Raw genomic sequence first — 12,752 nt, 5'->3', positions numbered from 1 at the left:
TGCGATTGGGGCTTGACTTTGGGTGCGAGGTGCTACCCCTTTCGGGCTCGGCCGGTCGCGAAGCGTCCGGCCTTTTCCGGCCGACCACAGCGCCTCGCAAGGGCCCCGAAGTCAAGCCCCAATCGCAATCGTCGCGCAGCGGCGATGCACCCCAGTCTTTCGTCCGGTGGTGCACGCCCACGCTGGAACAGGCACCCGCACGGTCAACGCAACCACGCTGGAACAGCCGCCGATCAAACAACTCCAGTGGTCACGAACACCCGCGGACCGTCTGGTTTGGACGGCCGCACGACGTCAGACCGAGTCGAGGTCCCGTTCGATGGCCGCCAACTCCTCAGGAGTCCCCTGCACGGTCGGCCCCTTGAACCACTTCCGGGCGGAAGCCAACCACCACACGCCAGCGAACCCGAGCACCACCAACACGGCCACAGGCGTGTAGTTGAACGTCTTGGCGGTAACCGGGCTCGCCTGCGGCAGCATGAACAGCACGCTGATGAACACGACCCACGCCACCGCGACGATCCCCACCGGCTTGCTCCACCGGCCGAGGTGCCAAGGCCCGCGCTGGAACCGCTCACCTTGCAACAACCGCAGCAAAGTGGGCAGCACGTAAGCGATGTAGAGCCCGATCACCGCGATCGACGTCACCGCGGCGTACGCGGTCGGGTTCCACAGGTACGGCAACCCGAGCACGAGAGCGCCACCAGCGGCCAGCCAGATGGCGTTCGTGGGCGTCCGCGTGCGTTTGTTGATCTTGTGCCAGAACGACGACGCCGGCAGTGCGCCGTCGCGGGAGAAGGCGTAGATCATGCGGGAGTTCGCCGTCACCGACGACATGCCGCAGAACAGCTGCGCGCCGATCGCGATCAGCAGCAACAGCTTGCCGCCGGTCGCGCCCAGGGCGTCGATGAAGATCTGCGCGGGAGGGACGCCGGTGGCGCTGGACAGGGCGCCGTCGTAGTCGCGGATCGCGAACGTGATGCCGACCAGCAGCACCCAGCCCGCGATGAGCGACACGACGATCGACATCACAATGCCGCGCGGGCCGCTGCGGGCGGCGTCGTGGGTCTCCTCGGTCATGTGCGCCGAGGCGTCGTAGCCGGTGAACGTGTACTGCGCGAGCAGCAGGCCGAGCAGGCCCACGTAGAACGCCGAGGACCAGCCGGTGTTGTTGACGAAGTGGGTGAAGACGAACGAGGCGGACTGGTGCTCCGACGGCACGATCACCAGTGCGCCGACGATGACCACCACGCCGACGATGTGCCACCACACGCTGATGTCGTTGAGCAGCGCGACCAGCTTCACGCCGAACGTGTTCAGCAGGCCGTGCAGCACCAGCACGACGGCGAAGATCAGGATCGTGTGCGGGGGAGTGGCCGCGAAGCCGAACTGGAGGTCGAGGAACGCGTTGATGAAGAACGCCGCGCCGAAGTCGATGCCCGCCGTGACGGCGACCTGGCCGAGGAAGTTGAACCAGCCGGTGAACCACGACCAGGCCGCGCCGTTGCTCGGCGCCAGTTTCGCGGCCCAGTAGTAGAGGCCGCCCGCGGTCGGGTAGCTGGAGCAGACCTCCGCCATGGCGAGGCCGACGACGAGCGTCATGAGCCCGACGAACGGCCAGCCCCACACGATGAGGGCGGGACCGCCGGTGTTCATGCCGAAGCCGTAGAGGGTGAGGCAGCCGGAGAGGATCGAGATGATGGTGAACGACACCGCGAAGTTCGAGAAACCGGACATCGTCCGGGACAGCTCCTGGGCGTAGCCCAGCTCGTGCAGCCGTTGTTCGTCAGCGGATTTTCCGATGGCAGGACTGTCTGGCTCTTGACTCATCGGCGTCCTCCTCGATTGGACTCCGTCCAGTCCTTTAGACGGTGGCTGAGGGTGGCGCCGGTCACCCCGCGGTGTCAAGATGGTCCCGCCAATGGCTCGCAGACAGACCTTTGGAGGAACGCGGGATGCTGACCGTCGAGGAGTTGCGCGTGGCCGTGGACGCGGGGGAGATCGACACCGTCCTGGTCGCGATCGCGGACATGCAGGGCCGCCTGCAGGGCAAGCGGTGTGCTGCCCGGTACTTCCTCGACGAGGTCCTCGGCCACTCCGCCGAGGGCTGCAACTACCTCCTCGCCGTCGACGTCGAGATGAACCCCGTCAGCGGCTACGCGATGTCGAGCTGGGACCGCGGGTACGGCGACTTCGTCATGAAGCCGGACATCGCGACGCTGCGCCGCATCCCGTGGCAGGAGGGCACCGCGCTCGTCATGTGCGACGTCGTCTGGGAGAACGACGACCCGGTGGTCGCGTCGCCGCGGCAGGTGCTGCGCAGGCAGCTCGACCGGCTGGCCGAGCTGGGGCTCGACGCGTACGTCGGCACCGAGCTGGAGTTCATCGTCTTCGACGACACCTACGAGCAGGCCTGGAGCTCCGGCTACCGCAACCTCACGCCGTCGAACCAGTACAACGTCGACTACTCGTTGCTCGGCACCGCGCGCGTGGAGCCGTTGCTGCGGGCCATCCGCAACGGCATGACGGGCGCCGGCATGGTCGTCGAGTCCGCCAAGGGCGAGTGCAACCCCGGCCAGCACGAGATCGCGTTCCGCTACACGACGGCGCTGCGCACGTGCGACCAGCACGCCATCTACAAGAACGGCGCCAAGGAGATCGCGGCGCAGCAGGGCAAGTCGCTCACGTTCATGGCGAAGTACAACGAACGCGAGGGCAACTCCTGCCACATCCACCTGTCGTTGCGCTCGAAGGACGGCGAGCCGGTGTTCGCCGAGGGCCGCGGCATGTCCAAGCTGATGAAGCACTTCCTCGCGGGACAGCTCGCCGCGCTGCGCGAGTTCACCTACTTCCTCGCGCCGAACATCAACTCCTACAAGCGTTTCGTGCAGGGCTCGTTCGCGCCGACCGCCGTGGCGTGGGGACACGACAACCGCACCTGCGCGCTGCGGGTCGTCGGGCACGGCCAGTCGCTCAGGTTCGAGAACCGGGTGCCCGGCGGTGACGTGAACCCGTACCTCGCGGTGGCGGCGCTGGTCGCGGCCGGGCTGCACGGCGTCGAGCAGGAGCTGGAGCTGGAGGACGAGTTCGTCGGCAACGCCTACGCGTCGGACCGCGCGACCGTGCCGACCACGTTGCGGGACGCGGCGGACCTGCTGGCCGCCAGCGAGATCGCGCGGTCGGCGTTCGGCGAGGACGTCGTCGAGCACTACCTGAACGCGGCGAAGGTCGAGCTGGCGGCGTTCGACGCGGCGATCACGGACTGGGAGAAGGTGCGCGGGTTTGAGCGCCTCTGAACCGCTGATCGGGATCAGCACCTACCTGGAGCGCACGCGTTTCGGCCACTGGGACGTGGAGGCCGCGGTGCTCTACCGCGGCTACCTCGACTGCGTGGTCCGCGCGGGCGGCACGCCGGTCATGCTGCCGCCGGTCGGCACCTGGACCGCCGAGAACATCGCGTTCCTCGACGGACTGGTGATCGCGGGCGGCGCCGACGTCGACCCCGCCGCCTACGGTGCCGAGAAGCACGAGAAGACCGGCGAGCCGCGGCGGGACCGCGACGACTCGGAGTTCGCGCTGGTGGACGCCGCGCTCAAGCTCGACCTGCCGGTGTTGGGGGTGTGCCGCGGCATGCAGGTCCTCAACGTCGCGCTGGGCGGCACGCTGCACCAGCACATCGAGGGCCACAACCCGGCGCCCGGCGTCTTCGAGCACACCGACATCGCGGTCTCGCCGGACACGCGCCTGCACACGATCCTGGGCGACCGCACGAACGTCCAGTGCCACCACCACCAGTCGCTGGACCGGGTCGCGGACGGCCTGCGGGTCACCGCGCGGGCCCCCGACGGGACCGCCGAGGCCGTCGAGCTGGACGGCGCTCGGTTCGTCGTCGGCGTGCAGTCGCACCCGGAGCAGGACATCGAGGACCTGAGGCTGTTCGAGGCACTGGTCGGCGCCGCCCGTGATTTCGCCCGAGAGCCCACGAGGAGAGAAGCGTGACCTTCGACGTCATCAACCCGGCCACCGAGAAGGTCGTGCGGTCCGTCCCGCACACCACGCTCGGCGACACGGACGCCGCGATCGGCCGGGCGCAGAAGGCGTTCGAGAGCTGGCGGACCGTGGCCCCCGGCGACCGCGCCCGGTTGCTGCGGCGGTTCGCGGAGGTCGTGGACGCGCACAACGAGGAGCTGGCGCGGCTGGAGGTCGAGAACTCCGGCCACACCATCGGCAACGCGCGGTGGGAGGCGGGCAACGTCCGCGACGTCCTCCAGTACTACTCCGCGGCGCCGGAACGCCTGTTCGGCAAGCAGATCCCGGTCGCGGGCGGCCTCGACGTCACGTTCCACGAACCGCTCGGCGTCGTCGGCGTGATCGTGCCGTGGAACTTCCCGATGCCCATCGCCGGCTGGGGGTTCGCGCCCGCGCTGGCCGCCGGCAACACGGTGGTGCTCAAGCCCGCCGAGGTCACGCCGCTGACCGCGATCCGCCTCGGCGAGCTCGCGCTGGAGGCGGGCATCCCGGAGGGCGTGTTCCAGGTGCTGCCGGGCAAGGGCAGCGTCGTCGGCAACCGGTTCGTCACGCACCCGTTGGTGCGCAAGGTGGTCTTCACCGGCTCGACCGAGGTCGGCAAGCAGATCATGGCCGGCTGCGCGGAGCAGGTGAAGCGCGTGACTCTGGAGCTGGGCGGCAAGTCGGCGAACATCGTCTTCGCCGACTCCGACCTGGAGAAGGCGGCGGCGACCGCGCCGTACGGGGTGTTCGACAACGCCGGGCAGGACTGCTGCGCCCGCTCGCGGATCCTCGTGCAGGCCAGTGTGTACGACCGGTTCATGGAGCTGCTGGAGCCCGCCGTCAAGGGCGTGAAGGTCGGCGAACCGGGCGACGAGGCGACCGAGATGGGGCCGCTCATCAGCGCGGCGCACCTCGCGAAGGTGGCGTCTTACGTCCCAGACGACACCGGTGTCGCGTTCCGCGGTTCGGCGCCCGACGGACCGGGTTTCTGGTTCCCGCCCACCGTCCTCACGCCCGCCTACGACCACGTGACCGTCACCGAGGAGATCTTCGGACCGGTCGTCGTCGTGCTGCCGTTCACCGACGAGGCCGACGCCGTCCGGATCGCGAACGACTCCGAGTACGGCCTGTCCGGTTCCATCTGGACCAACGACGTGGGCCGCGCGATCCGGGTGTCCCGCGCGGTCGAGGCCGGCAACCTGTCGGTCAACTCGCACTCGTCCGTCCGCTACTGGACGCCGTTCGGTGGGGTGAAGCAGTCCGGCCTGGGTCGCGAGCTCGGCCCGGACGCGCTCGACTCGTTCACCGAAGTCAAGAACGTCTTCATCGCGACCTGAGGAGAACAGAAATGGTGCAGCGACTCGAGGGCCGCGTGGCCGTCGTGACGGGTGGCGGCAGCGGGATCGGTCTCGCGACCGTCCGCAGGTTCGCGAGCGAGGGCGCGAAGGTCGTCGTCGCCGACCTCGACCAGGAGACGGGCAAGGCGGCCGCGGACGAGGTGGGAGGCCTGGCCGTCCAGCTCGACGTCACCGACGAGGAGCAGGTCGAAGCGCTCTTCCAGACCACTGTGGACACCTACGGCAAGTTGGACATCGCGTTCAACAACGCCGGCATCTCGCCGCCGGACGACGACTCGATCCTCACCACCGGCATCGAGGCGTGGGACCGCGTGCAGAAGGTGAACCTCACGTCGGTTTACCTGTGTTGCAAGTACGCCATCCCGCACATGCAGGCCAACGGCAAGGGCTCGATCATCAACACCGCGTCGTTCGTCGCGACGATGGGCGCGGCGACGTCGCAGATCTCCTACACGGCGTCGAAGGGCGGCGTGCTCGCGATGTCGCGCGAGCTCGGCGTGCAGTTCGCCCGCGAGGGCATCCGGGTCAACGCGCTGTCTCCCGGGCCGGTCAACACACCTTTGTTGCGGGAGTTGTTCGCGAAGGACCCGGAGCGGGCGGCCCGGCGGCTCGTGCACGTGCCGCTCGGCCGGTTCGCGGAACCCGAGGAGATCGCCGCCGCGGTCGCGTTCCTGGCCTCCGACGACTCGTCGTTCATGACCGCGTCGAACTTCCTCGTGGACGGCGGCATCGCCGGCGCGTACGTGACACCGCTGTAGCCGTGGTCGAGCACGCGCAGGACGCGTTGTTCCGCCCCGTGAGGGCGGGCAACGCGTTCGAGGAGACCGTCGAACGGCTCATGCAGTCCATCCGGCTCGGCGTCGTCGCGCCGGGGGAGCGGCTGCCGTCCGAACGGGACCTGGCCACCCGGCTCGGCGTGAGCAGGGTGACCGTGCGCGAGGCCATCAGGTCGTTGCAGGAGAACGACTACGTCGAGTCGCGCCGGGGCCGCTACGGCGGCACGTTCGTGCGCGAGGAGGTCCCGAAGCCCGCCCCCGGCAAGGAGTTCGGCGACGTCCACGACGTGCTGACGCTGCGGAAGGTGCTGGAGACCGGTGCCGCGGAGACGGCGGCGGGCCGGTCGCTGGGCCCCGCCGAACGCCGCGGGCTGCGCACCCGCCTGGACGAGGCCTCGACCTCACCGCTCGCCGAGTACCGGCGCAAGGACTCGCGGCTGCACCTCGCGATCGCCGAGGCGACCGGGTCGGCGTCGCTGACCGCCGCGGTCGCCGAGTCCCGGATGCGCGCCAACGAGCTGCTGGACCACATCCCGCTGCTCGAACCGAACCTCGCCCACTCCAACGCCCAGCACGAACGCATCATCACCTCCATTTTGGACGGAGACCCGGCGTCGGCGCGGCAGGCGATGGCCGAGCACCTCGACGGCACGGCGTCGCTGTTGCGGGGCTTCTTGGTCTGACCGGTCAGACTCCGGCGTTCGCAGCAATGTGCGACGATGGACGCCTGGGGCCAGGTAGCATGAAAACGTTTGCGTCCGCGATTGTCCTGTTTTGGCGCTCATTCGGCGGGGAACAGCTCTTGGCGTGGGCCTCGCGGACAGTTACCGTCCGAACACCTCGGGGACTTGCAGCGCGAGGAGCTGTTGATGCCAGGGTTGCGCAAGGTGTTCCGCGACGCCGTGGGCCGGGTGCACTCACTCCGCGTCTTGTCCGCGGCGGGCCTGGTGAGCCCCGCGAACGTCCGGGCGTCGCTGCAGGCGCTGCGCGAGGTCAAGGTCTGGGGCCCGAACGTCGCCGCGCTGCGCCGGTCCGTCCGCGTGAACCCGGACGGCATCGCGCTCGTCGACGACCGCGGCTCGATGACCTACCGGCAGCTCGACCGGCGTTCCACCGCGATCGCGCAGGGCCTGCGGTCGCTGGGCGTGCAGCACACCCACATCGTCGCGCTGATGTGCCGCAACCACCGCGGCATGGTCGAGTCGCTGCTGGCGTGCGCGAAGCTCGGCGTGCGCGTGCTGCTGGTGAACACCGGTTTCGGCGCGCCGGTCGTCCTTGACCTGCTCCAGCGCGAACGGGCGTCGCTCGTCGTCCACGACGAGGAGTTCACGCCGCTGTTCCACCAGCTGCCGCCGTCGATCCCGCGCTGGCTCGCGTGGTCGCGCGACGGCCTCGACCGCCGCACGCCGACGCTCGACCAGCTGGTGGCCAAGGCACCGCGCGGGGAGCTGGAGCCGCCGCGCGAACCCGGTGTCGTCATCCAGCTGACGTCCGGCACCACCGGCACGCCGAAGGGCACCGCCCGCGAGATCAAGTCGGTGCTGACGGCGTCGGACTTCCTCGACCGCATCCCGATGAGGGCGAACGAGTCGACGTTCATCGCCGCCCCGATCTTCCACTCGGTCGGCTACTCGCACCTCACGCTCGCGATGTCGCTGGGCTCGCGCGCGGTGCTGCACCGCCGGTTCGACCCGCGCAAGACGCTGTGGTCGGTGCAGGGCCAGCGCTGCACGACGCTCGTGCTGGTCCCGACGATGCTGCAGCGCATCATGGAGCTCGACCGCTCGGTGATCGACTCGTTCGACCTGGGCCACCTCGGCGTCGTGTTCTCCTCCGGCTCGCCGATCGCGCCGGAGCTCGTGCAGCGCACCATGGCCACGCTGGGACCGGTGCTCTACAACCTCTACGGCTCAACGGAAGTCGCGGTCGCCACCGTCGCCACGCCGGAGGACCTGGCCGCCGCGCCGTCGAGCGTCGGCCTGCCGCCACACAACTGCATCGTGCGCCTCTACGACGAGGATGGCAACCGCATCACGCGGTCGTTCGTGACGGGCCGCGTCTACGTGCGCGGCTCGCTCACCGTCGACCTCTACACCGACGGCACGCAGAAGGACTCCATCGACGGACTGGTCGCGACCGGCGACCTCGGGCACTTCGACCCCAGCGGCCGGCTGTACTTCGACGGCCGCGAGGACGACATGATCGTCTCCGGCGGCGAGAACGTGTACCCGGTCGAGGTCGAGAACCTGCTGATGACGCACTACCGCGTGCGCGACGCCGCGGTGCTCGGCGTGCCGGACCCCGAGTACGGGCAACGGCTGCGGGCGTTCGTCGTGCCGGTGGCGGGCACGCGGATCGACGTGCGGGAGCTGCGCGAGTTCGTGCGCACCCGGCTCGCGCGGCACAAGGTGCCGCGCGAGGTCGTGGTCGTGCCGAAGCTGCCGCGCAACGCGACCGGCAAGGTGCTGCGCCGCCAGCTCATGGCGATCCGGCTGGGGCCGCAAGGGTCCCAGTGACGCTGGGCGGAACACGCGGCACGGCAGAACGAGGGGGTGTGATCCGGCCGTGCCGCGCGCTCCGGTCCTGGGGAGCGCACGACCCGCGTTCGTCGGGGTTCGGGCAGGAACGCGGGGCGTGCGCTCGTCTTGTCACCGCTCGAAGCGGTCACCCCTGTCACCGCGGTCGCCGAGCGGGCCGCGCTGACCGGGACCGCGGTCGGGACCCCGGTCGCCGCGGTCGTGCATCCGGACGTGGCCGGGACCGGCGCCGGGGCCGCCGCGGTGGTCGGACCGGCCGGCCGCGACCGCTCCCACGATCCCGCCGCCGAGCACGAGGCCCAGCAGGCCCACGGCGACGAGCTGGGTGGCGCGGTGGCCCGCGAAACTGCGCACACGGCCGGGTGGGGCCGCCACGGGTGCCGCTGCCGCCGGAGGAGGCGGTGCGGCGGCGGTGGGCTGCTGGGGCGCCGCCGCCTGGTGCTCCGCGGTGGGCTGCGGTGCCGGCTGCTGGACGGTCGGCTGCTCGGCTGCCGGCGGCTGACCGGGCGTGGCCGGTGCGTCGGCCGGCAGCGGGGTCGTCGCCTGCTCCGGTGCGGGCCGGGCCGCCCGCGGATCGTTGCTCGACGGCCCCTGCGGTGGGGGCGTCGGTCCCTGCTCGCTCATGTCCTCAACGATGCGCCGTTCGGCTGAGCTGCGCCTGACAGCCACCTGTTCGTTTCCTGAAGCCCGCCGGAGTCCCGCGCCGAGTTCAGCACAGGCCTCGAACCAGCGAAAACGTGGCGCTGGTCGGCGTAGGTGGCGCCGAAGAGCCCTTCGTCGAGCACGCCGGTCCACAGGAAGTGCAGGGTCGTGCGCGTGCCGTCACGGGCGTCCCGGCGCGCGTAGTGGTCGCGCAGGTCGGCGTACAGCAGGCGCAGCTCGTCCCGGTTGGACTCGGTGAGGCGGACCGGGCATTCGACGACGAGGTCGGACATGATCGGTGCTCCGTTCGGCGGGCCGGAGCCACAGCCTGCTCGCACCCCGCCCCGCGACGCATCCGGAAAACCACTCAGAAGCGCCCGGGTATGAATCGCGGCCCACCCGGAAACCGCTTGCGCCGACCGGCTTCAATCGGACCATGGAACTCGTCCCGCTCCGCATGGAGTTCGCGCAGGCGATGGCCGCCGACGGCCCGAACGACGCCGAGGTCGACCGTCTCACCGGCACGCACGCCACGTTCACGCTGGAGGATTATGAGGCGTACATCGAGCGGACGCTGAACGACCCGAACCGCTACACCCGCGCCATCACCGAGGACGGGGAGTTCCTCGGCGAGGTCGTTCTCACCGTCGATCCGGACAACCGGTCGGCGGGGCTGCGGATCGCGTTGTGGGGCGGTTTCGGCAAGGGCTACGGGACAATCGCGATCCGGCATGTCCTGGACCACGCGTTCACCGTCCTGGGCCTGCACCGCGTGGAGCTCGAGGTGTACGCGTTCAACGAGCGCGCCATCCACGTCTACGAGAAACTCGGGTTCCGCCGCGAAGGCCGGCTGAGGGACGCGCTGCTCTGGGACGGCGTCTTCCACGACGCGATCGTCATGTCCATCTTGAGCACCGATAACATCTGATCCGCACACCCAACACTTCCCGCTAGGAGTCATCGTGTCCGAGTCGCGCCCAGCAGTCGCCCAGAACCCGCCGCGCGTGGTGGTTCCGGCTGGGACGACGGCGGGCACGGCCGTGCGCGAGGCCGGCCTGCCCGGCAAGGGGTCCGACGCGATCGTCGTCGTCAAGGACGCCGAGGGCCACCTGCGCGACCTGTCGTGGACCCCGCAGGTCGACGTCGAGGTCGAGGCCGTCGCCGCGGACACCGAGGACGGCCGCAGCGTCCTGCGCCACTCCGCCGCGCACGTGCTCGCGCAGGCGGTGCAGCAGCAGTTCCCCGAGGCCAAGCTCGGCATCGGCCCGCCCGTGAAGGACGGCTTCTACTACGACTTCCAGGTCTCCAAGCCCTTCACGCCGGAGGACCTGCAGGCGCTCGAGAAGCGCATGAAGCAGATCGTCAAGTCCTCGCAGCGGTTCTCGCGCCGCGTCGTCGAGTCCGTCGACGCCGCCAAGACCGAGCTGGCCGCCGAGCCGTTCAAGCTGGAGCTCGTCGACATCAAGAGCGACGTCGACACCAGCGAGGTCATGGAGGTCGGCGGCGGCGAGCTGACGATCTACGACAACCTCGACCCGCGCTCGGGTGAGCAGGTCTGGGGCGACCTGTGCCGCGGCCCGCACGTGCCGACCACCAAGCACATCCCGGCGTTCAAGCTGACCCGCGTGGCCGCCGCCTACTGGCGCGGCAACGAGAACAACCCGCAGCTCCAGCGCATCTACGGCACCGCGTGGGAGTCGCAGGAGGCGCAGGACGCCTACCTGGAGCGCCTGGCAGAGGCCGAGCGCCGCGACCACCGCAAGCTGGGCGTCGAGCTCGACCTGTTCTCGTTCCCGGACGAGATCGGCTCCGGCCTCGCCGTGTTCCACCCCAAGGGCGGCGTCATCCGCAAGGCGATGGAGGACTACTCCCGCCAGCGGCACACCGAGGAGGGCTACGAGTTCGTCTACTCGCCCCACATCACCAAGGGAAACCTGTTCGAGGTCTCCGGCCACCTCGACTGGTACAAGGACGGCATGTACCCGGCGATGCACCTCGACGCCGAGCTCAACGAGGACGGCACCGTCCGCAAGCCGGGCCAGGACTACTACCTCAAGCCGATGAACTGCCCGTTCCACGACCTGATCTTCAAGTCGCGCGGCCGGTCCTACCGCGAGCTGCCGCTGCGCATGTTCGAGTTCGGCGGCGTCTACCGGTACGAGAAGTCCGGCGTGGTGCACGGCCTGACCCGCGTGCGCGGCATGACGCAGGACGACGCGCACATCTTCTGCACCAAGGACCAGGTGCGCGACGAGCTGCGCTCGCTGCTCACGTTCGTGCTCGACCTGCTGCGCGACTACGGCCTCGACGACTTCTACCTGGAGCTCTCCACCAAGAACCCCGAGAAGTACGTGGGTTCGGACGAGATCTGGGACGAGGCCACCGAGACGCTCGCGTCGGTGGCGCAGGAGTCCGGCCTGGAGCTCGTGCCCGACCCCGGCGGCGCCGCGTTCTACGGCCCGAAGATCTCCGTGCAGTGCCGCGACGCCCTCGGCCGCACCTGGCAGATGTCGACCATCCAGCTCGACTTCAACCTGCCGGAGCGCTTCGAGCTCGAGTACACCGGGCCGGACGGCTCGCGCGTGCGCCCGGTCATGATCCACCGCGCGCTGTTCGGGTCGGTGGAGCGGTTCTTCGGCGTGATGACCGAGCACTACGCGGGCGCGTTCCCGGCGTGGCTCGCGCCGGTGCAGGTCATGGGCATCCCGGTGACCTCGGAGAACGCCGACCACCTGTTCGCGGTGCGCGAGACGCTGAAGAAGGCGGGCATCCGGGTCGAGGTCGACGCCTCCGACGACCGCATGCAGAAGAAGATCCGCAACCACACCCTGCAGAAGGTGCCGTTCATGCTCCTGGCCGGCGCCAAGGACGTGGAGGCGGGTGCCGTGTCGTTCCGGTTCCGCGACGGCACGCAGATCAACGGCGTGCCGGTGGAGCGGGCCGTCGAGCAGATCGTCGACTGGGTGGGCCGCCGCGAGAACGCCTCGCCCACGGCGGAACTGCTCTCGTGACGCCTGAGCTCGAGCCGCAGGAGGGTGTCGGGGTCCAGGACGCGTTCCAGCGCCTGTGGACCCCGCACCGCCTGTCCTACGTGCAGGGCGCGGGCAAGGCCGAGGGCGACGAGCCCGCCGGGTGCCCGTTCTGCCGCGTGGTGACGCTGTCCGACGAGGACGGCCTGATCATCGCGCGCGGCGCCGAGGTGTTCGCGGTGCTGAACCTGTACCCGTACAACCCCGGCCACCTGATGGTGCTGCCGTACCGGCACGTGCCGGACTACACGGACCTGACGGTGTCGGAGACGGCCGAGTTCGCGGCCTTCACGCAGAAGGCCATGCGGGTCGGCCGGCACGTGGCGGCGCCGCACGGCTTCAACGTCGGCATGAACCAGGGCGTCGTCGCGGGCGCGGGCATCGCCGCGCACCTGCACC

General features: G+C 69.9%; 12 protein-coding genes. 9 read left to right on the top strand and 3 right to left on the bottom strand.

Annotated features, from left to right (window positions below):
- Positions 1 to 294: 294 nt before the first annotated feature.
- On the bottom strand, positions 295 to 1,830 hold the full coding sequence (locus VF330_RS15690; protein ID WP_330852327.1) for an amino acid permease: 1,536 nt from the start codon (positions 1,828 to 1,830) through the stop codon (positions 295 to 297).
- 125 nt (positions 1,831 to 1,955) lie between these two features.
- On the opposite strand from VF330_RS15690, the gene VF330_RS15685 reads away from it, so the two are divergent.
- The 6 genes from VF330_RS15685 to VF330_RS15660 all read left to right on the top strand — a co-directional run bounded on the left by VF330_RS15685 (position 1,956) and on the right by VF330_RS15660 (position 8,661).
- Positions 1,956 to 3,296 (top strand): glutamine synthetase family protein, encoded by a 1,341-nt coding sequence (locus tag VF330_RS15685; RefSeq protein ID WP_330852326.1) that lies wholly within the window; start codon positions 1,956 to 1,958, stop codon positions 3,294 to 3,296.
- Positions 3,283 to 3,999, top strand: a complete 717-nt coding sequence (locus tag VF330_RS15680) for a gamma-glutamyl-gamma-aminobutyrate hydrolase family protein (protein WP_330852325.1) — start codon at positions 3,283 to 3,285, stop codon at positions 3,997 to 3,999. Before VF330_RS15685 ends, VF330_RS15680 begins: the two co-directional genes overlap by 14 nt.
- Positions 3,996 to 5,348: an aldehyde dehydrogenase family protein gene (locus VF330_RS15675; protein WP_330852324.1), complete on the top strand. Its 1,353-nt coding sequence runs from the start codon at positions 3,996 to 3,998 to the stop codon at positions 5,346 to 5,348. The genes VF330_RS15680 and VF330_RS15675 overlap by 4 nt, the downstream gene beginning before the upstream one ends.
- Before the next feature lie 11 nt (positions 5,349 to 5,359).
- The gene (locus VF330_RS15670; RefSeq protein ID WP_330852323.1) at positions 5,360 to 6,127 is read left to right on the top strand and encodes a 3-oxoacyl-ACP reductase; all 768 of its coding nucleotides are present in this window, start codon (positions 5,360 to 5,362) and stop codon (positions 6,125 to 6,127) included.
- Between the two features lie 2 nt (positions 6,128 to 6,129).
- Positions 6,130 to 6,828 (top strand): FadR/GntR family transcriptional regulator, encoded by a 699-nt coding sequence (locus VF330_RS15665; protein ID WP_330852322.1) that lies wholly within the window; start codon positions 6,130 to 6,132, stop codon positions 6,826 to 6,828.
- A 186-nt stretch (positions 6,829 to 7,014) separates the two neighbouring features.
- Positions 7,015 to 8,661: an AMP-binding protein gene (locus tag VF330_RS15660; protein ID WP_330852321.1), complete on the top strand. Its 1,647-nt coding sequence runs from the start codon at positions 7,015 to 7,017 to the stop codon at positions 8,659 to 8,661.
- Between the two features lie 132 nt (positions 8,662 to 8,793).
- On the opposite strand, the gene VF330_RS15655 is transcribed toward VF330_RS15660, so the two are convergent.
- Together VF330_RS15655 and VF330_RS15650 are read right to left on the bottom strand one after the other, a co-directional pair.
- Positions 8,794 to 9,306, bottom strand: a complete 513-nt coding sequence (locus VF330_RS15655) for a hypothetical protein (protein WP_330852320.1) — start codon at positions 9,304 to 9,306, stop codon at positions 8,794 to 8,796.
- Positions 9,303 to 9,617 carry a hypothetical protein gene (locus VF330_RS15650; RefSeq protein ID WP_330852319.1) on the bottom strand — a complete coding sequence of 105 codons (315 nt, stop codon included), beginning with the start codon at positions 9,615 to 9,617 and terminating at the stop codon, positions 9,303 to 9,305. The genes VF330_RS15655 and VF330_RS15650 overlap by 4 nt, the downstream gene beginning before the upstream one ends.
- Positions 9,618 to 9,760: 143 nt before the next feature.
- Between VF330_RS15650 and VF330_RS15645 the strand changes: the two genes are divergently transcribed.
- The 3 genes from VF330_RS15645 to VF330_RS15635 form a co-directional block, all read left to right on the top strand.
- Complete coding sequence (locus tag VF330_RS15645) at positions 9,761 to 10,252, top strand: GNAT family protein (RefSeq protein ID WP_330852318.1); 492 nt, start codon at positions 9,761 to 9,763, stop codon at positions 10,250 to 10,252.
- A gap of 34 nt (positions 10,253 to 10,286) precedes the next feature.
- Entirely contained in the window at positions 10,287 to 12,335 is a 2,049-nt protein-coding gene (gene thrS, locus VF330_RS15640; RefSeq protein WP_330852317.1) for a threonine--tRNA ligase, read from the top strand.
- The coding region (locus VF330_RS15635) for an HIT domain-containing protein (protein ID WP_330852316.1) at positions 12,332 to 12,752 on the top strand (421 nt) is incomplete at its 3' end. The genes thrS and VF330_RS15635, both read left to right, overlap by 4 nt.

This window comes from Lentzea sp. (assembly GCF_036380075.1).
Taxonomy (GTDB): Bacteria; Actinomycetota; Actinomycetes; order Mycobacteriales; family Pseudonocardiaceae; genus Lentzea.
Note: the sequence above shows the minus strand (reverse complement) of the source record. Positions and strands in the feature narration are given on the sequence as shown.